Genomic DNA, 19,945 nt, shown 5'->3' on the forward strand with positions numbered 1-19,945 from the left:
TATCACCTGACTCGCCGAATGAGCCTCATGCACGCCTACCGTGTCACCCGTGGACAGGGTCCACAAAGTCTCCACAGAATCGAGGTTCCGCCCTCGTCCTTGGGTGAGAACCAGGTGTTACTGGCCGTCAAGGCCGCCTCGCTCAACTACCGTGACTTACTCGTTGCTCACGGTCAGATGGGTGCCGGTGAAGCCCGGATCCCACTGTCGGACGCCGCCGGACAAGTAGTAGCTGTCGGTCCTGCAGTCACCGACTTCTCTATCGGTGATGCCGCACTTCCCATCTTCTTCCCGCTGTGGATTGATGGATCTCCCAGTGACCAAACGCTGTCCCTGTCGCTGGGTGGCAACATCGACGGTGTGCTGACGACACATTTGGTGGTCGACCAAAGCGCATTGGTGCACGCGCCACGCACTCTGTCATGGGAGCAAGCTTCTACGATCGCGTGCGCAGGGGTCACGGCCTGGCACGCGTTGTTTGAGCTGGGTGCGTTGCCCGACGGTGCTCATGTGCTGATTCAGGGCACCGGCGGCGTGTCTACATGGGCGGTCCAGTTGGCGTTGGCAGCCGGCTTGCGCGTCACGGTGCTCTCTGGGAGGGAGGAGGGCATCGAGCACATGGTGGCATTGGGGGCACAAGCTGCCATCAACTACAACACCGATCCCAACTGGGACGAAACGGTGCTCCGCACGACCGGCGGCGTAGATCTGGTGATGGACATCGGTGGCGCCGGCACGATTGCTCGCTCGCTGCGAAGTCTGCGCCCCTGCGGCCAAGTCGTGACCATCGGTGGCGTCGCTGGCGGATTTGCATTGAGCATCGATCCATTCTCACTGATCGGCGGAAAGTCGCTCACCGGAGTGGTAGTGGGTTCCAAGAAAATGACCCAAGCGCTTATCCGCTTCATCGACGAGCACGCCATCGTGCCAGTTATCGACACCATCTTTCCTTTCGCTAAAGCTGCTGACGCGTTTGCGCGCATGGAACATGGAAGGCCCATCGGCAAAGTGGTCATCGCCATCAACTAGCCTCTCGGCTTAACACGAGCCCCTTCATGCCTCTGATCAACATCAAAGTCTCTGCATCTAGTTCTCCGGCGGTGACCGCGGAGATATCTGCCCTGGTAAGCGATCTGACCAGCCGGATTTTAGGAAAGAAGGCGGACCTGATCGCGACAATCATCACGTATGTCCGGCCTGAAGATTGGCTGATCGGAGGAAAGACGCTGAGCGAGATTGGCGTCTCAAGCTTCTCGCTGGAGATCATCGTGACGGATGAGACCAACACCAAAGCAGAGAAGGCAGAGTATCTTGCCGAGGTATTCGCTTGCTTTGAGCGCCTGTTAGGCCCCGTGCACCCGACAAGCTATGTCCATGTCCACGATGCGCGCGCCTCGGCCTATGGCTACGGTGGGCGGACACAAGAAGCGCGGCTCCATCAGTCCTGACATTCCCGTTACGCGCATATCTCGCTTGAAAGGGCACTGTCCAGACAAGTTCTCAGGAACTTCCATACCTAGGAGCTTTCGCCGGGTACTGAAAAGATCTGTCTGATGTCCATGGGGGTCGTGCGGCCATCCTTTGCTACGAGCTCATGAAAAGCTTCTTGAACTTTGGAGAGATGGGCCATCGGCAAAGTGATTTCATCCGATCTGGCCGGATCGCACCAGTACGCCGTGTTGGTCAACGCAACATGCTGGCGGCAGACCATTGGACGGTCCTCGTAAATCGAGCATTGTTCCTGGATAAGGAGGGGGCAGGGCGAACCATGGAAGTCGGCACTAGGAAGCGGCTTCGGCAACCGAGAATGCGAGGAGCGCTTCTCAATAAGCTCGGCCTCAACGGGATAAAGGTGCACCGGGTAGTGGCAACATGCCGAGCAGCCCGCACTGCATGCGACATAAGGAGCCATCGCCGCTGACAGGATCTCCATTTCCTTGTGCAAGGTGCGCAGCTTTTTTATCGGACTTCCAGGCAAGGCGGCCAGCCGACTGGCCAAGCTGGCTTCTCTGTCTTGGATTTCCATCGGAATGCCAGTAAGCATTCGATCGAAATTCGCCTGGGCATTCTTCTTGGCCTGAGTAGGATCGCGCTCTGAGTCATCCGTTTGCTGCGTCATCGGTGCCCCCAAGTGTGCCGCGTTGATGCTCAAGACCTACCAAGCCTGCGTACATCATGCTCGCGGAGGTGAAGGCTATCAGGGCTGGAGCGGCCGGTGCGGGCTAGCCGCAACGCGAGCAAGACACCAATCGAGGACGCAGCCATTCAGACGCCAGGCTCACCGCACCGGCCACGCCGCGGTTTTACATAAGCGACGTTATGCGAAGTAAGTTATTGATTATATTAGTTTAAGTTGGAATTCGCAAGATCCGTAACTGCGCCGTGCGCTGGCTGGCCACAGACGCGATAAGCTAAGCATTCCTTAGTTTTAGTCATTCTTGATGCCATGACGATGCCATCTGAGCGCACCCGCAATGTGCTGCAGGCAGGCGCGTTCCTCAGGCAGCTAGCCGCCAGCCAAGCCGTGCCCAAAGAGGTGCGGCAAGAGGCATACCGACTGCTGCGGCACTATCCAACGGTCAGCGACATTGAGGCGATTGCTGAGCACGAAGAGCGGCTGCGAGCGCTGACCCAGTCGGCCTTCGTACGACCCTACTTGAGCACCGAGATCGAGGCGGACTGGTTCTCCGGATACCCGCTTGGCCCTCATCGCATCTGACCATGAAGCAACCGAGCAGGCCGCGTGGAAGAGGGACTACGTCTGCGGAGGCAGCGCTGGAGGCTTCCTTTGAACGGGCCCGCGACAGCGCAGCCGAGGAACGCGCATTCTTCAAGCGACTGATGGATGCGATCGTGTACGTGCATGCGCCCGTCTCGGACGACGCGCGGACACTGCGGCTAGTCCAGTTCCGCCATCCTGACGGTTTCGACGCGATCCCTTTCTTTACCTCGCTCGACAAGGCGCAGGCGGCCAGCTCGGCTGCTGTCAGAATTCTGGGAGTTTCAGGCCGTGAGCTGCTAACCGGTACTCGCGGCGCGACGTTGATGCTCAATCCCAACGACGGCGGCGTTGTCCTGTACCCGGAAGAGGTTGCGACATTGTTGGATACGGGCTTTCTGGCCAGGGTAGAACGGCTGTCGCCGGCTGAGTTCGCGGTAAGACCTGCCCCGGCGGCACCGGCTTGGCTCGCTCCGGCCATCAGCGCCAGCCTTGAGCACGCCGACTTCGTCTCGTCGGCTTATCTCCTGGAAACTCACTCGTCAGGAGGCGTCGAACAGCCTCCCGGTCTGTTGATCTGGCTGGTGGTCGACCTGGCTTTCGCCGAGCGGGCCGCTCGTCTGGTGACCACCGCCATACAGCCCTTATGCTCAAATTTGGACGTCATCATCGACTTGGCGGTCCACGACGTATCGCAGCCTTTGCCGGCGGGCATGGATGATCCCCAGATCCTGCCCATATTCACGAGAATCAAGTCAACTTGAGCGCGGCTCATCGGCCTATGAGCCCTGAAGACAAGCTACTAGCACTCCTTCCGGAATTGACCGAGGAAGAGAAAGATCGGCGAACGCGCAAGGGTATGGCCGACGTCGACGCTGGACGTACGATCCCGCACGAGGAACTGCTGCAATGGATCAGGCGACGGTCGGAGCCTTCTTGAGTGTTTTCGTTGGGTCAGGAGCGTGGAAACTCTTGAATCCAATATTCAAGAAGGGCACGCGTGCCTGAGCAGTACTCCAGGAATGCCTGTGTCACACGGTTTCTGGTTCGATCAAGCCTAGTTCTGTAATCCACGAACTGCCTGACGTCGAGGGGTGTTTCCTCGTTGAATCATGGTGTTAGAGCCGATTCGGCTGTTTTTCTCACGAATCCCTGCCGACCCTCTGCAGGACGCAGCGCGTGCCGAGCGCGACACCTTGACCCAGCATATGCGCGCCACTGAAGACCGGGCACATGCGGAGATCGATCATGCGCGTCAGGAATCCAAGCAGGCCAAGCAGCAGCTAGCTGCCAGCCAGCGAGAGGCAGCGCTGGATAAGCGCCGACTTGAGGAAGCGCTAGAACACGCGCAAGGCGATGTTTCAGCGCTCCGCCAAGACCTCACGATTCAGCAGGCACGCGCAGATGCACTTGAGGCGCAACTCGTCAAATTGAACGATCTGCCGGCAGCACTCGAAGCAGCGTGGCAGCAACACGTGGGACGGAGTCCACCTAAGCGCCCAAAACCCGAACGGTCTAAGCGAGATCGCAGTAAGGCGGTTAAGTGATGCACAGCAAGCGCCATGCTGTGTTACCTAGGAGCATATCTAAGAGCTCGGTAACCAAACGCGGCCCGCCATTCGCGTAATCGCTGCTGGAACGCGAACAGGGTCAAGCGTTACGCTAAGAATTCCTTAGCATTGGTGAGCAGTCATATGACCCTGCCTGACGAGCGCACTCGCAACCTGCTTCAAGCCGGAGCGTTTCTTAAGGAACTCGCCGGCAGCCAAGCCGTGCCCAAGTCTGTGCGCCAGGAAGCCTACCGGCTGTTGCGTCACTACCCAACACTCAGTGATGTGGAAGCCATCGCCCAGCATGAAGAGCGGTTGCTGGACCTCACCCAATCGGCGTTTGTGCGGCCGTATCTGACCTCGCAGTTCGAGGAGGACTGGTTCCGCGGCTACCCCAAAGGTCCTCATCGGATTTGAGTGACTGCACGTATCCTCGTAGGTAATCCCCTGAAGCGCTAGCGCCACGGGCGCCTTCGCCTGCAAAAAACGCCTGGACGGGCAACTGGCGATTCTCGCTTGATAAGGGTGTCAACCCGCGGTCTCAAACTCAATGCGATCCAGCAACTCCTGCAAGACTGTAGTTGTCGAATCAGACTGACGGTCTTTGATCATAAATCTTGATCCTCGGAACGGCTCTTCACCGGGAAACTGGGAATTCCAGAGCGCGGCGTTAGGGCAAAAACTAACGGGAGGCGCAAAACCTGTGACTTGCCCGAACTGGACGCTGGACTTGTGACTTGGCCGGTGGTGGGGTGAAAAGTCACAGCTTTACCGAGCCCGGTTGATAGGCCGCCAGGGCGCACAGGAGCATCAACACGCCATTTCGCATAATGTATATTATGTCATATGCTATTTCGTGTCTGGGCTTTGGTTGCTGCCGTAACCACGCAGCAATGTCCGTGGATCCAGCAAATCTAAGTCCCTTCTGACCCCCATATCCACTGGCAAGCGCGGTCGGCACCTGGCTTAGGCTAGCTGGCGGTGACGACGGGTTCATCTGTTGGCGATAGTCTTGGCCGACAAAGCCAATCTTGCTTGAACTGCGGTCACAGCACCCCTGCGCCGCTTCACAGGGCTTGGTGGCTCGATCAACCTGAAAAAAGCTCCTTCTTGCTTCATAGGCCAAGTGCGGTCGCTCAAATCCGATAAGGAGGTCATGATCTGAGAGCACCGGTGGCAGAAGCCTCCCGCGCGGACCTCGATCAACCTGGACCGAGATGGACGGTCTTCTTGCCGTACAAGCGTTCGGCCGGAATTCCCCTCCCCTCGCAAGCTTCGAGCATGCGTCCTGTTTCGACCATCTGCGCGGAATGCTCGTCGTACTCGATCCCCATGAAGTACTTGTACCAGGGCTCCAGCCCCAGCGCGTAGAGAAAAATCCGTGACGGCTGAAGCATGTCGGCGATACGTGCGGCTTGTTCGTAGCCAGAACCGTTGAGGCGACGCGACTCCTTGATCTTGCGGCTGACCAGTTTGGTGTGCAAGGCGCCGTACAGCCAAGTGTACGGGGCGCCGACACATTCCATGCCAATCGCCATGATATCCAGCGCGCCAAGTTGATCGGCGATGTGTCGGTACATGCGCGGCTCTAGGTTGGACGAATCGGCCGCCAACAGTATTCGCTTTCCGCCAAGCTCGACGAACCACGCGGCTTTGGTGCGCACGTTGAGGTCGCCGTGCTCGCCCAGGAACGGGATGCTGACGATGCGTCCGCCCCGAACCGATAGTTCCTCCATGTCATCCATCTCGACTGCGTGGAAGCCAAATTGACGCAGCAGCAGGCGTAGCGAGGGATCGGCCAAGGTGCCGCCATTATTTCGCGGGACCAGCACCTTGCCGGTCTTGTGGCGCAGCTGCAGCAGCGTCTCCAAGTTGGCGTGGTCCTGATGATGGTGGGTGATGCAGATATAGTCGATGTGCGGCGGCAACTCACTAAAGCTGATGACGTCGTCGGCGAAGGATTCGCCACGTGAGGCGATCACCGGGTCGATCAAGATCGACACCTCGGCGGTTTCGATCAGAAAGCCGGCGTGGCCGAGATACTGCACACGTACGCCCTCTGCAACTGCCTGATGTTTCCGCTGTGGGGCTTGCGCGGTAAACAGCTCGCGATAATCGAGCCCGCCGCGCGTTGGACGATCGGCGAACAGTGCATCGACCTCCGCCGGGCCTAACGCTTCGGTACGTGCGCGGAACAGCTTATCGATCAGTGGATCGTTGTAGTCGGCTGCGAGCTGCAGATTGTCGCCGGCCGGCAACCTCGGCGTGCTCATTACGAACGGGCGATCGCCCTTGGCGTCGAGACGACCGAACAACAGATTCTGGAGTCGCGGTTTGTAATACCGGCTACGGTACAACAGGCCCTCGATCAACCGATAGGAGGGACGGTGTTCCAGATCCATGGTCAGTTCAACGTAGCCCTTCAGCGATTCGGGTACACGCTCGTAGAGCGGCTCGACCGACTCGCCGCTGGTGTGTTCGCGCAACATCTCGTCCAGCTGACGCACGGCGTCAGACAGTTCGACTAAGTCGGCATGATCATTGTCGATTGTATCCACCATTGCGCGGATAGCGGGGAGCTGATCCTCGCTGCAGTCCAGGTACTCGGAGCCGGCCATCCCCGGCTGCTTGACTGCCATCATGTGCAGCTTATGGTTCTTGACGAACGAGTTCATGATTCGGCGATGGGTGTGGACCATGTGCCGCGCGCCAGTCACTGGCGGCAGCAGGTAGGGCCAGGCATACCAGCCGTTGATCAGCGGTTCGAAATAAACGTCCTCGCGCAGGTACAGCGAGTCGGATGAATCAGACATGGGCATTGCCTTCCTGATGTTCTGACTGGTGTTCGAGCTTGTTTTCATGCCGGTGCTCCGGCGTGCGGTGCGGGTTGTGCGATGCTGGATCGGGCGAGAGTCGTTCAGCGCCTGCGATCTGCTCACCGCGCAGCGTGCGTCCGACGAGCGCGATCAGTTCGTGCATGTACCTGTGAATGAAGAAATGACCGCCGGGCATGCGATGCAGAGTTGCCGGTCGCAACAGCCTCTGTTGCCAGGCGCGCGTGCGCTCGATCTCGAAACTATCCTCTTTGCCGTGCACCAGCGTCGTTGCGACATCCAACGGGACCGGGTGCTCGAACCGGTAGCTCTGGCCTTGAGCAAAGTCTGCGCGCAAGCCAGGCATTACCACCTTCAATAGCTCACGGTCGGCCAACACCTCTTCAGACGTGCCCTGCAGTTCGCGCAGCACCTGCACGAACGCTTCGTCGGGTATCCGAAGATAGTCACGTTCTTGGATGCGCGTCCATGGCGCGGGACTGCCGGTCAGGATCAGGTGCCGTGGCATGGGCAGGCCACGTTGCTGCAAACGGCACGCCAGTTCGAATGCGATCACCGCGCCGTTGCTGTGGCCGTAGAAGCTAAAGCTACGCTGCGCCAGCATCGGTTCGATTACCGGCATCAGCCCGTCTATCAGCGCCGCGATCGTCTGGCATGGAGGCTCGAGGATTCGTGCCCCCTTGCCTGGCGCCTGCAAGGCGAAGAGCTCGTAAGCATGGTCCAGCAGGGCTGGCCATTCGCGGAACAGATAAGGGTTGCCGCCGGCATACGGGAAGCAAAACAGCCGTTCCCCTGCGCTGGGTGCTGAGCACCGCACCAGCCAGGATCCGGGAGCGCGATTGGCTGCCGCGTTCATGCGGCCGCCTCGTGCGGACGGGCCATGCCGACCAGAACCTGGCGGTTGCCGGCGAAGGTGCCGCGACCATGCGAATAAAGCATATTGTCGAGCAGGAGCAGATCGTTGCGTTGCCATTCGAACGCGATCTGGTGCCGCTGGTAGACCCCTCGCACTTGGTCCAGGGTCGCCGGGTCGATCGGCTCGCCGTCGCCGTAGTAGGTATTGCGTGGCAGCTCGCTCTCGTCCATGACGCTCAGCAGGCTGGCGCGCAGTTCCGGTTCCAAGTTGGTGACGTGGAACAGATGCGCCTGATTGAACCAGACCTGTTCTCCACTGTGCGGATGTGTCGCAGTGGCCTGATTGATCTGCCGTGTACGCAACCGTTCTTCATCGAGCCATTCCCATTGCAGACCGTTGGCTGCGCAGAAGGTCTCGACCTCGGTGCGGCTACTGGTCTGGAACACCTCGCCCCACGGGATGTCGATGTCCGAGTAGTTGCGTACATACATCACCCCATCGCGCTCGAAACGCACGCGCACGTCATCGGGAATATCAGCCAGCACCTTGCGGCTATCGCAGATTGGCGTTGCGCCGCCGTGGCTGGCCGGCATCGTGCAGAGAAAACCGATCCGCATCGCCCAGCGGTTCGAGTACGAGTTCTCGTTATGCTGGGGAATCACTTGATCAGGATGATATTCGGTCGCCGTATAGACACTGCCTCGTAGCTCGGTGCGCGGGGTGGACCGGTATGAGTATTGGATCAACTCTTCGCCGAACAGCGTCGTCAACACAGTACCGAACTGCTGGCTACCCAGAAAACGGAGCCCGCGGATCAGCAGCGCGCCATTCGCCTGGAGCAGGCGTTCGATCTGGCTGTGATTGTGCTCGGCCCAGTCGGTCACCCGCACCGTGCCGGTATCGACTTCTAGCAACAACCGGGTGCCCTGGATTGACTTCAGATCCTCGCATCCCACCTGACTCAGGTCTTGCATGTCTCTTTCCCCTAGCGGCCAGTTCCAAGTATCCAGTCCAGTGCGATACGCCAGCCGGAATTGTCGACGACGTCATTGCAGACAGCCAAAGCGCGGATAGACGTGAGCACGTGCTCATGCAGGCGCCGGCTGCGGCTGCAGCGCATCGAGCAATGCAGCGGCCAGGGCGTCGACGTAGGCCTCCTGCAGCATGCTCAGATGTTCACCGGGCACCACGGCGTGTCGTGGCGGACGAAGGAAATGGCTGCAATCCTGCCGCGCCAGCTCGTCACGCGGCAACGCGATCGCACGCCCCCGCTCGGCACGAAGGTGCCAAGCCACGCCGCCAAATCGGGTGCTTGGACGATAGTCCAGCATGATCTGTCGCTGGGCCTGATAAACCTGCGCGAGTTGCACAACCACCGCGTGCGCAAGCTCCGGCACTGCCCCCTGCTGCTCCTGCAGCCACTCTCGACGCAATTCCAGCACGCTGTCGAGGAGTATCAGCTGCACCTCGATGCCCTCGCGTTCCAGCGTGCATGCCAGTTCGAACGCCAGCGCCGCGCCGAACGAATGGCCGACCAAGACGATGGGAGCACCGCCAATGGCTGCTTGTGCGCGTAGCGCCGGTAGGCAGACCTCCAGCATCGAGATCAAATCCTCGTGCGGCCGGTGCGCACCATCCAGTCCGCGCGGTTCGAACACCTGCATCTGGACCTGTTGACCGAGCGCGCGTGCCAGTGCCAGGTAAGACGCCGCCCCCAGGCCAGCGGCCGGCAACATAAACAGCGGGCGGCCGCCATCGCCGCCGAACGACACCCATGCAGTCCCCTGCTCGCTTTGGGTGGGATGGTCCTCGCGCAAGCGCTCGGCCAGCTCGCGTGGCGTGGGATGCTGGAACACATCGCGTACCGACAGCGTATGACCGAAACGCGCTTCCAGCATCGCAATCAGGCGGATCGCCAGCAGCGAGTGGCCGCCAAGCTCGAAGAAATTCGACGTGGCGCCGACCGGTACCGTTTCGCCCAGCAAGGCCGCCCATAGTGCCACCAGCGTGGCCTCGTCCTGGTCGGCCGGCGGTTCAACATCGGCTGCCAGGGCGAAGTTCGGTGCCGGCAGTGCGCGCAAGTCGATCTTGCGGTTGCTAGTTAACGGAATGCTGTCCACCGGCACGATCGCTGCCGGCACCATGTACTCAGGCAACTGTTGGCGCAGCATCGCCTTCAGGCCCAACACAAGCCTCATATCGGCGCTCTCCTCGCCATCGCGGACGACATAGGCGACCAATCGCCGTGTTACTCCGTCGCCACACGCGGTGACGACAGCAGCTCGGACGCCATCGGCCTGGCGCAAACGGGCTTCGATTTCCCCCGGCTCGATGCGGAAGCCGCGGATCTTGATCTGGCTGTCGATTCGGCCAAGGAACTCCAACTCGCCCGTCGCCAGCAGCCGCACCAGGTCACCGGTTCGGTACATGCGCGTATGCAGCGCATCCGGGTCGTTGACAAAACGCTCTGTGGTCAGGTCCTCACGCCCCAGATAACCGCGTGCCAGTCCGGCGCCTCCCACCCAGAGCTCGCCGGCAACGCCGATCGGCTGGCGGCGCCCGTGCGCGTCGACCACTGCGCACGCGACGTTAGGCAGCGGCCGACCGATTGTGATCCGTTCGCCTGGGCGCACCTGCGCCGAGGTCGCGCAAACCGTGGTCTCCGAGGGGCCATAGGCGTTATGCAGCGGCACATACTGCGACCAGGCCCAGGCGTCGTGCGGATCACACGCCTCGCCAGCGACGATCAGACAACGTAGATCCGCGTGCGCGGCCGGCGACATCTGCGCGAGCAGCGCGGGTGGCAGGGTCGCATGCGTGATGCCGCCGTCCGCAACCAGGCGCTGCAATGCGCGTACCGAGAGCCGCTCATCCTCATCGCAGACATACAGCGAGGCGCCGTGTGCCAACGCCATCAGCCATTCCCACGCGGCGGCATCGAACGAGATCGAGGCAAACGCCAGTACCCGGCTGTGGGGGGCAAGAGCGTAAAGCTCGTTCTGCGCATGGGCCAGGTTGACCATGCCGCGATGTTCGACCAACACGCCTTTGGGGGTACCGGTGGAGCCGGAGGTGAACACGACATAGGCCAATGCATCGGCAGCGAGCTCGCGTTCCGGGTTCTGCGTAGATCGTCCGCCCAGCAGCGCGTCTCGTAAAGGCTCATCCAGCGGCAGCAGGCAGCGCTCGCCCAGGCACGGCAGCGCTTCGACCAGGTCCATGCGCGTGACCACGAATTCGGCGGCGGTATCCTCAAGCATTGCCTCGATCCGCTCTTCCGGATACGCGGGATCCAGCGGCAGGTAGGCGGCGCCGGCCTTGAGGATGCCGAGGATGCCCACCAGCAGATGGGGGCCGCGATCCAGGCACAGGCCGATCACCGCCTCCGGTTGCACGCCCTGCTCCAGCAGGTAGTGCGCGACTTGGTTGGCGCGACGATTGAGCTCGCCGTAGCTCAGTGACTCCTCGGCACCAAGTACGGCGACGGCATCCGGATCACGACGCACGTGTTGCTCGAACAATGCATGCGCCGTGCTATGCGGATATTCGCGCCGCGATGGTCGGGTCAATGCCTGCAGAGCCTCCATCCCCGGACCGTCCAGCAACGGCAGCGAAGCCACCGTGGCATCTGGGTTGCGTGACAGCGCATCGAGCAACACGCACAAACTGTCCGCCAGCCGTTGCATCGTTTCCGGCGTAAACAGGCTACTGGCGAAGAGCCAGCTGAACTCGATGCCGCGGTCGCTTTCGCTCGCGTGCAATTCAATGTCGTAACGGGCAACGTCCTCGCTTGCGCGCGCATCGGACACGTTCAGACCCGGCATCGCGAACTGCGGCGAGGCCAGGTTGTGCAGGGTCAGGCTGATCTGGAACAGGGGCGAATGGCCGAGACTACGTGCCGGATTGAGACGGTCCACCAGGGTCTCGAACGGCAGATCCTGGTGTGCAAATGCCGCCAGCGTGGTTTCACGGGTGCGCGCCAGCAGCGTATGGAAATCCGGGTCGCCCGACAGATCGTTGCGCAGTACCAACGTGTTGATGAAGAAGCCCACCAGCGCCTCGGTGTCGGCATGAGTGCGACCGGCGACCGGCGAGCCGATCACGATGTCGTCCTCGCCGCTGTAGCGGCTCAGCAGAGTGCAGAAGGCGGCCTGGATTACCATGAACAGGCTGGCGTCGTGTCGGCGCGCAAGCGCGTGCAGGCGCGCCAGGCAAGCGGCGTCCACGCGGGTACGTAGGCGGGTTCCGGCGAACTCGGGTTGTGCAGGACGCGGTAGATCCAGCGGCAGGCCGTGCACAGCGGGCAATTCGGCCAGCTGGCGCTTCCAGTAGTCCCACTGTCGGTCAAGGCGCGCGCCGTCGAGGATGCGTCGCTGCCACGCTGCGAAATCGGCGTATTGCAGAACAGGCGTTGGCAGCATCGACGGTCTGCGTTCTAGCGCAGCCGTGTAGATCTCGGCCAATTCGCGCACCAGCACGCCGACCGACCAGCCGTCGCAGGCGATGTGATGCACGGTAAGCGACAGCACGTGGCGGTCGTCGGCTTCGCGGCATAGCAGTGCACGCAGCATGAGGTCGCGTCCCAGATCGAACGGACGAGTGGCTTGTTCGCGCAGTAGCGCGCCTACCCGTTCGCCACGCGCCGCCTCGTCCAGTCCGCGCAGGTCGATCCGCTCCAGCACATGTGGAGGCACCGGCAACGGTTGCTGCACCGGCTCACCATCGTGCTCGGCGTAGACGGTGCGCAGGACCTCATGGCGTTCGACCAGACTGCGTACTGCGTGCGCCATTGCCTCGGCGTCGAGCACGCCCTGCAGGCGGACGGCGGTCGGGACATTGAATTGGCGACTATCGCCGCCGAGGCGATCAACGAACCACAGCCGCCGTTGTGCAAACGACAGCGGCAAGGGGCGCTCACGGCCGACCGGTTCGATCCGCCCATCGCCGGCTGTGGCGGCCTGTTCCAGCCGCTTCGCCAGCGCCCGGATAGTGCCGTCCTCGAACACTGCGCGAATCGGCAATTCCAGGCCCAGCACGGCGGCAACCTGGGCTGCCATTCGGGTCGCCAACAGCGAATGGCCACCGAGGTCGAAAAAATTGCTTTCCACGCCGACCCGTTCGATTCCAAGCAATTCGCGCCAGATGTCAGCCAGCGCATGCTCGGCGGGCGTGGCGGGTTCGACATGCGCGGTTGCGTCTTGAATGGCCGGTTCCGGCAATGCGCGGCGATCGACCTTGCCATGGCGGGTCAGCGGCAAGGCCGCCAACGTTGCCCATGCCGACGGCACCATGTAGGCCGGAAGGCGGCGGCGCAATTGTTCACGCCAAGGCCCGACCGCACCGCCCTCTCCCGCCGCATCGGTCGTCGGCACGACCCAGGCCGCCAACTGCCGCGATTCGTCGGCACCGACCACCGCGGCCACCGCATCGGCCACGCCGTCGCAGGCGCGTAGCGCGGCCTCCACCTCCCCCAGCTCGATCCGGAAGCCGCGCAGCTTGACCTGATGGTCATCGCGACCCAGGAACAGCAGGCTGCCATCGGCATGCCACATTGCGCGGTCGCCACTGCGATACACCCGACCGCCGCCGCTCTGCACGAAGCGTTGCAAGGTCAGTTCAGGCTGGCCCAGATAGCCGCGTGCAAGACCCTTGCCGCCAATGCAAAGCTCGCCCGGCACGCCCATCGGCACGCGCTGGCCATGCCGATCCAGGACCTGCACCAAGACATTCGGCAGCGGTCGTCCGAGCGTAAGACGTTCGCCGACCGCGACGTCGGTCCCGGTGGCGGCGACGGTTGCCTCGCTCGGGCCGTAAGAGTTGACCACGCGGCAGCGCTGCGCCCAGCGCCAGGCCAGGCGTTCGTCGCAGGCCTCGCCGGCGACTACCAGCACCTCGGGCACGTGTTCCAGAGCCGGATCGAGCTGGGCCAGCAGTGCTGGCGGGATGGCGGCATGGGTGATCCGGTTACGGACCAGCAGGTCGGCCAGCAGCGCTGGCGCGTGCCGGTGCTCTTCATCGCAGATGTGCAGCTCGGCACCAGAGGTCAGCGCCATCATCCACTCCCACACCGCGCCATCGAAGCCGATGGATGCAAACGCGAGCACCCTCGACCCGGGACCAGCGCCGTACAACTCGGCCTGCGCCAGCGCCAGGTTGACTATGCCGGCATGCGTGAGCTGCACGCCCTTGGGTCGGCCAGTCGAGCCGGAGGTGTAGACAACATATGCCAGACGCTCGTCGCCTTCGCGGTCGTCGACTGGCTCCGGCAACGACACCGGGGACGCGGCGGCGCGCAAGGCGCGCAGGTCCCAACAACGGCACATGCTGTGCCATGGCGGCGGCGCCCCCGCACCGACTAAATGCACGACGCCGGCGTCTTCGAGCATCGCTGCGGCGCGTTCGGGCGCCTGAGTCGGGTCGATCGGCAGATAGGCTGCGCCGGTCTTGAGGATGGCCAGGACGCCCACCGGCATCGTTGCATCGCGCGGCGTGCTCAAGGCGACCACCTGACCGGGCCCGATTCCCGCCGCACGCAGGTGCAGGGCCGCGGCCTCAGCCCAGCGGTCCAGCTCCGCATAGCTCAGCGAGCAGACTGCATCGACTACCGCGGTCGCGTTGGGTGTCCGTCGCGCAGCCGCTTCGAACAGCGTCTGCGCCTGCAGATTGGGGCGCGCCGACACGGGACCGCACTCCAGCTCACGTAGCCGCGCCAGCTCGGCGGTGCCACATACCGGCAGACGATGCACCGGCTGCGTTGGGTTGGCGACGATCGCATCCAGCAGGACTTCCAGACCATCGGCCAGGCGCTCGACGGTAGCGCGCTCGAACACACTTTCGGCCCAGCTCCAGGTGAGGTTTAGACCATCGCCGGTTTCGGCGGCCACCAGCGCCAGTTCGCCGTCAATGCCGGCCGCGCCAAGTTCCCACGGTTCGATCTCCAAGTTATGCAGGTTCAGTGCGGCGCGTTCGTGGTTCTGCAGCGCGAAGGCGATCTGGAAGAGCGGACCATGACTGGTCGCGCGTTCCGGTGCCAACGCTTCCACCAGCGCCTCGAATGGCGTCGCCTGATGCGCGAACGCGTCGAGTACCATTTCGCGATTGCGCTGCAGCAGTTCGCTGAAGCTCGGTTCGCCCGACAGATTGCTCCGCAGCACCAGCGTGTTGACGAAAAAGCCGATCAACGGCTCGACTTCGGCCTGCAGACGGCCGGCAATCGGTGTGCCAATGACGATGTCTTCGGTGTCGCTCCAGCGACCCAGCAACAACGCGAATGCGGCTTGCAGAGCCATGAATAGCGTGGCATCGCCGTCGCGCGCGATCCGCTGCAACCGCTCGACGCGGTCACGGTTCAGTTGTCGCTGCAGGCGGCCAGCGGCGAATGCGCGTTGCGCCGGGCGCGGACGATCCAGCGGCAGCCCGTGCACCGGCGGCAGCCCATCGAGCTGACCGCGCCAATACGCCAGCTCGCGGGCAAGCGTCTCCTGATCGAAGGTCTCACGCTGCCATCGGGCGAAGTCGCCGTATTGCACCGGCAAGGGCGGCAGCGCGTTGTCGTCGCCTACGCGAAACGCTTCGTACAGGGTCACGAACTCACGCAGCAAGATGCCCTTCGACCAACCATCGGAGGCGATGTGGTGGGTATTGACCACGAGCACGTGATCGTCCTGGTCCAGATGCGCCCACAGCGCACGCAGCATTGGTGCCGCGGACAGGTCGAACGGCGCGGTCGCCGCCTCGCGTATTGCTTCCTGCAACCGAGCTTGGCGGATGTCGCCATCGAGTTGGCGCAGGTCGACCCGGCGCAACGGCGCTGGCATCGGCGCACGCACGATCTGATGCGCCTGCTCGGCATTGCCGGCAAAACTGGTGCGCAGCACGTGATGACGCTCGATCAGCGCATCCAATGCACGTTGCAGTGCCGTTGCGTCCAGCTCGCCACGAAGCCGCACTGCAATAGGCAGGTTGTAGTGCGCGCTGCCGCCTTCCAGGCGATCGAGGAACCATAGCCGCTGCTGCGAGAACGACAGCGGATGCTCGCTTTGATCAACGACCGGGCACACAGGCGGCAGCGCCGCTGCGGCTTTGTGGTCGACGTAGGCCGCCAGTTCGCGCACGGTCGGATGCTCGAACACCGCACGCACTGGCACCCGCCGTCGCAGGCGTGCAGCGATGAGTCCGGCCATGCGCGTGGCCAGCAACGAATGGCCACCCAAGTGGAAGAAGTTCGCGCGGGCATCGATGGGGCCGCTTGCAAGCAGTTCGTCCCATAATGCTGCGATGGCCTGTTCTGTGGCGCCGGCCAACGGGACCTCGCTCGCCGATGCCTGCGGCGGCGGCAGTGCGCGACGGTCGATCTTACCGTTGGCGGTCAGGGGCATGCGTTGCAGCAGTACGAATTCGGAGGGCTGCATGTAATCCGGCAGCCAGCCACGCAGGCTTGCGCGTAGGGCCTCGCTCCACGTCAGCGGATCGGTTGGCGGCGATTCCGCAACGACATGGGCCAGAAGACGCGCACCGTCGCCCTCCCCCACCACGCTCACCACGACCTCCCTGACACCGTCCGCGCGCAGCAGGCGTGCCTCGATTTCGCCCAGTTCGATGCGGAAGCCACGCAGCTTGACCTGGTAATCGGTGCGGCCCAGGCATTCGATGCTGCCGTCGTCCAGAACGCGGCCCAGGTCGCCAGTACGATAATGACGCAGCGTGCGGCCGGGAGCGATGTCGACGTCGACGAACCGAGCTGCGGTCATTTCCGCCTGGCCGAGGTAGGCGGCGGCGAGGTTGGCGCCGGCTACGCAGATCTCACCCGGCAGGCCGTGCGGCACTTCGCGCAGGCGCTCGTCGAGGATTCGGATCGAGGTTGAGTCAATAGGCCTGCCGATCGGCACGAACGCGCGTTCTGGAATACCGTCGACAACCTGGAAGCTGACGTCGGACATCGTCTCGGTCGAGCCGTACAGATTGCACAGCACTGTATCGGGCAAGGTTTGGCGCAGGCGTGCGGCAACGTCGGATTTCAACGGTTCGCCGCTGACGAACCAGTAGCGCAGTCCCTTCAGCCGTACGGAGGCGCCCCCCAACTCGGTTAGCGCGCGCGCTAGCGATGGCGCTGTCACGATCCGGGAGACGCCCTGCGCCGCAAGCAGATCGGCGAAGGCCTCCAGATCGATGACGGTATCGGCCGGCACTACCAGCACCGGCATCCCGGCGGCCAGGGGCACGAACAATTCCCACACCGCGCGCACGAAGGCAGTACTGGTGATCAGGCAGGCAATCTCATCGTCGGCAACCGGGAAGCGCCGGTGCATCCAGCCGATCCGGTTGGCCAGCGCGCCGTGGGTACCGAGCACCGCCTTGGGCTGTCCGGTCGAGCCTGAAGTGAACAGAATGTGCGATGCATCGTCGGCGGCCATCGTCGGCCACGGACGCGCCGGTCGGGCGTCCCGCGGAGAATCGACGATTACGATCGGCATGGCGACGGCGAGGCGCGTGCGCAGATCGCTCCGCACCAGCAGGGCGCGGACCCGCGCCTCCCCAAGCATATAACCGAGGCGTTCATCGGGCAGCTCCACCGCTAACGGCACGTAGACAGCGCCGATCCGCAATGTCGCCAGTACCGCAACGGCATAGTCGATTCCGCGCGGCGCGAATATCGCAATTGCGTCGCCGCGGCCCAGGCCGTGCGCATCGAGTTCCTGCGCCAGCGCCTCGACCCGCTGTTCGAGCTCGCCGCGCGAGATTCGCGCGTGCTCGTCGATCAAGGCAAGCGCGTCCGGCGCCTGCATCGCCAGCACACGGATCTGCGCATGAGCAGCGCCATCGAATGTCCGTTCCGGCTCCGCGCTCGACGCCTCCGGCGGTGTTGCGGGCGCCGGATTTGACTGCAGCGGCAGGTCGGAAATCCTCTCCGACGGATCGACGACTGCCGCCTCCAGCAGGCTTAGGAAGGCGCGGTTGAAACGGGCGATGGTCGCCTCTTCGAACAGCGAGGTGCGGTACGACCATTTCAGGACCAGGCGCTCTCCGACCACACGCGTGTACAGGGTCAGATCGGCCTTGGACAGGTCTTCTGCATCATCGCCTTGCAACGGCGACACTTCCAGATCTTCCGGCGACTCCGGTGACGGCGCGCTGGCCTCGAAACCGTTGATCAGAATTTGCACCAACGGCTGATGGCTCAGGCTGCGCTCGGGTCTGAGCTCGTCGACAAGCATGTCGAAGGGAATATTCTGGTGGCTGTGTGCATCGAGCAGCACCTGCCGGTTGCGGCGTAGCAGTTCGATGAATTCCGGATCGCCAGACAGATCCGAACGCAGGACCACGGTGTTGATGAACAGTCCGACCAGTCCCTCGAGTTCGTGGCGTTCACGCCCGGCCATCGGCATGCCAACAACGATGTCGCTCTCGCGACCGATCCGGCGCAATAGCACGGTAAAAACACTGTGCAGCAGTGCGAACAAGGTGGCATCGTGCTGCCTGCAAAACGCGCGCAGGGCCGCGGTCCACGGCGCGTCCAAGACCTCGAACAAGGTGCGACCGGCAAAGGATTGGCGCGCCGGGCGTGGCCGGTCCAGCGGAAGGCCGTGCAGGACCGGCAGCCCGGCCAACTGCTTGGTCCAGTACGCCAGTCCACCGGCTTGGGCCTGCTGCGCCAGTTCGAGGCGTTGCCACGCGGCATAGTCGGCGTACTGAATCGGCAACGGGGGCAGCGCAGCCGGTTCGCCACGCCGATGTGCGGTGTAGCTGGCGAGGCATTCGCGTACCAGCACCTCGTTGGACCAGCCGTCGGAAGCGATGTGGTGCAGGGTCAGCAACAAGGCGTGGTCCTCGCTGCCCAGGCGGACCAACGTGCAGCGCAACGAAGGATCGCGCTCCAGGTCGAAGCCGCGCCGCGCCTGCCCACGTGCCAGCGAGGCCAGCTCGCGTTCGCGCTCCGCGGCGGCTAGCGCCGTCAGATCGACACGCTCGATGCGCAGCGGACGTGCAGCGTGTACGACCTGTACGGCGCCATCGTCGACGGCATGGTAGGTCGTGCGCAGTATTTCGTGGCGCTCGACCACGCTGTCCAGCGCCGTCTGCAGCGCGACCGGATCGAGCGCACCACGCAAGCGCAGCTGCATCGGCATGTTGTACTGGGCGCTGTCGCCTTCCAGACGATCGATGAACCACAACCGCTGCTGTGCGTAGGACAGCGGCAGCGGCTGCGAGCGGTCGGCCCCGGGGATCGTCTCGGCGGCTGTCTCCGGAATCGCCTCCAGCGCCGCCGCGAGGGCCTGCAGGGTCGGGTGTTCGAACAACATGCGCACAGGCACCCGCCGTCGCAGCAGCTTGCTGGCTTCGCCGACCACGCGCATCGCCATTAGCGAATGACCGCCCAGCTCGAAGAAATGGGCGCCGCGACCGATCGGTGCGAGTCCGAGGACACGCTCCCAGATCGCCGCCAGCTCTCGTTCTATGGGTGTCTCCGGCGCTGCCGAGTCGTCCCGGGAGCGTTCCGGCGCCGGCAGGCGTTTGCGGTCGAGCTTGCCGTTGGCTGTCAGCGGCAGGCTCTCCAAGGGTACGTAGACCGACGGCTGCATGTACGTCGGCAAGCGCGACGTGGCCACCGCGCGAAGCGCCTCCTCCCAGCCCTCGCCCGAGACACCGCTTACCCAGGCCACCAGGCGTGCCGTAGCACCCTCCCCGTGCACCCCCACCGATATCTCGCGCACCTGCTCCCGCAGCACCGCCTCGATCTCGCCCGGCTCGATCCGGTAACCGCGCAGCTTTACCTGCCCGTCCATCCGGCCCAGGAATTCCAGCGCCCCGTCCGCTCGCCAGCGTACCCGGTCGCCGCTGCGATACATTCGCCCACCCGCCTCGAACGGATCCTCCAGGAACCGCTCTGCCGTGCGTGCCGCATCGTTCAAGTAGCCGCGCGCCACGCCCGCACCGCCGATGTACAACTCGCCCGGCACCCCACGCGGCAACAACTGACCCGACGGCC

At 63.2% G+C, this 19,945-nt stretch carries 11 protein-coding genes; 6 read left to right on the top strand and 5 right to left on the bottom strand.

Translation table 11 applies throughout. From position 1 onward, the window contains the following. The first annotated feature begins 27 nt into the window (after nt 1-27). Both DYQ94_RS17455 and DYQ94_RS17460 read left to right on the top strand, forming a co-directional pair. Nucleotides 28-1,029, top strand: a complete 1,002-nt coding sequence (locus tag DYQ94_RS17455; RefSeq protein ID WP_160954706.1) for a zinc-dependent alcohol dehydrogenase family protein — start codon at nt 28-30, stop codon at nt 1,027-1,029. 26 nt (nt 1,030-1,055) lie between these two features. Continuing rightward, complete coding sequence (locus DYQ94_RS17460; protein ID WP_046935215.1) at nt 1,056-1,448, top strand: tautomerase family protein; 393 nt, start codon at nt 1,056-1,058, stop codon at nt 1,446-1,448. A gap of 68 nt (nt 1,449-1,516) precedes the next feature. Here the strand turns inward: DYQ94_RS17460 and DYQ94_RS17465 are convergent, their stop codons facing one another. Next, nucleotides 1,517-2,152, bottom strand: coding sequence for a YkgJ family cysteine cluster protein (locus tag DYQ94_RS17465; RefSeq protein WP_160954705.1), 636 nt, complete (start codon nt 2,150-2,152; stop codon nt 1,517-1,519). Nucleotides 2,153-2,446: 294 nt separating this feature from the next. Between DYQ94_RS17465 and DYQ94_RS17470 the strand changes: the two genes are divergently transcribed. The 4 genes from DYQ94_RS17470 (at nt 2,447) to DYQ94_RS17485 (ending at nt 4,686) form a co-directional block, all read left to right on the top strand. Next, nucleotides 2,447-2,719: a BPSL0761 family protein gene (locus DYQ94_RS17470; protein WP_046935214.1), complete on the top strand. Its 273-nt coding sequence runs from the start codon at nt 2,447-2,449 to the stop codon at nt 2,717-2,719. Between the two features lie 2 nt (nt 2,720-2,721). Further along, nucleotides 2,722-3,483: an SseB family protein gene (locus DYQ94_RS17475; protein ID WP_052759879.1), complete on the top strand. Its 762-nt coding sequence runs from the start codon at nt 2,722-2,724 to the stop codon at nt 3,481-3,483. A 351-nt stretch (nt 3,484-3,834) separates the two neighbouring features. Next, nucleotides 3,835-4,266 (top strand): hypothetical protein, encoded by a 432-nt coding sequence (locus DYQ94_RS17480; RefSeq protein ID WP_505414911.1) that lies wholly within the window; start codon nt 3,835-3,837, stop codon nt 4,264-4,266. 147 nt (nt 4,267-4,413) lie between these two features. Then, nucleotides 4,414-4,686, top strand: a complete 273-nt coding sequence (locus DYQ94_RS17485) for a BPSL0761 family protein (RefSeq protein ID WP_016903417.1) — start codon at nt 4,414-4,416, stop codon at nt 4,684-4,686. A gap of 785 nt (nt 4,687-5,471) precedes the next feature. On the opposite strand, the gene DYQ94_RS17490 is transcribed toward DYQ94_RS17485, so the two are convergent. The 4 genes from DYQ94_RS17490 to DYQ94_RS17505 all read right to left on the bottom strand — a co-directional run bounded on the left by DYQ94_RS17490 (nt 5,472) and on the right by DYQ94_RS17505 (nt 19,931). Then, nucleotides 5,472-7,082: an MBL fold metallo-hydrolase gene (locus tag DYQ94_RS17490; RefSeq protein ID WP_160954704.1), complete on the bottom strand. Its 1,611-nt coding sequence runs from the start codon at nt 7,080-7,082 to the stop codon at nt 5,472-5,474. After that, nucleotides 7,075-7,959 (bottom strand): thioesterase II family protein, encoded by an 885-nt coding sequence (locus DYQ94_RS17495; protein WP_160954703.1) that lies wholly within the window; start codon nt 7,957-7,959, stop codon nt 7,075-7,077. The genes DYQ94_RS17490 and DYQ94_RS17495 overlap by 8 nt, the downstream gene beginning before the upstream one ends. After that, nucleotides 7,956-8,933 (bottom strand): TauD/TfdA family dioxygenase, encoded by a 978-nt coding sequence (locus tag DYQ94_RS17500; protein WP_104553440.1) that lies wholly within the window; start codon nt 8,931-8,933, stop codon nt 7,956-7,958. Before DYQ94_RS17500 ends, DYQ94_RS17495 begins: the two co-directional genes overlap by 4 nt. A gap of 114 nt (nt 8,934-9,047) precedes the next feature. Further along, nucleotides 9,048-19,931: an amino acid adenylation domain-containing protein gene (locus DYQ94_RS17505; RefSeq protein ID WP_505414912.1), complete on the bottom strand. Its 10,884-nt coding sequence runs from the start codon at nt 19,929-19,931 to the stop codon at nt 9,048-9,050. Between the last annotated feature and the right edge of the window lie 14 nt (nt 19,932-19,945).

The organism is Xanthomonas sp. LMG 8993, assembly GCF_009835065.2.
GTDB classification, from domain to species: domain Bacteria; phylum Pseudomonadota; class Gammaproteobacteria; order Xanthomonadales; family Xanthomonadaceae; genus Xanthomonas; species Xanthomonas arboricola.

What these genes read in the sequence shown, in the direction of transcription:
- DYQ94_RS17455 (WP_160954706.1), top strand. Translation starts at nt 28, where the DNA reads ATGCACGCCTACCGTGTCACCCGTGGACAGGGTCCACAAAGTCTCCAC.
- DYQ94_RS17460 (WP_046935215.1), top strand. Translation starts at nt 1,056, where the DNA reads ATGCCTCTGATCAACATCAAAGTCTCTGCATCTAGTTCTCCGGCGGTG.
- DYQ94_RS17470 (WP_046935214.1), top strand. Translation starts at nt 2,447, where the DNA reads ATGACGATGCCATCTGAGCGCACCCGCAATGTGCTGCAGGCAGGCGCG.
- DYQ94_RS17475 (WP_052759879.1), top strand. Translation starts at nt 2,722, where the DNA reads ATGAAGCAACCGAGCAGGCCGCGTGGAAGAGGGACTACGTCTGCGGAG.
- DYQ94_RS17485 (WP_016903417.1), top strand. Translation starts at nt 4,414, where the DNA reads ATGACCCTGCCTGACGAGCGCACTCGCAACCTGCTTCAAGCCGGAGCG.
- DYQ94_RS17490 (WP_160954704.1), bottom strand. Translation starts at nt 7,082, where the DNA reads ATGTCTGATTCATCCGACTCGCTGTACCTGCGCGAGGACGTTTATTTC.
- DYQ94_RS17495 (WP_160954703.1), bottom strand. Translation starts at nt 7,959, where the DNA reads ATGAACGCGGCAGCCAATCGCGCTCCCGGATCCTGGCTGGTGCGGTGC.
- DYQ94_RS17500 (WP_104553440.1), bottom strand. Translation starts at nt 8,933, where the DNA reads ATGCAAGACCTGAGTCAGGTGGGATGCGAGGATCTGAAGTCAATCCAG.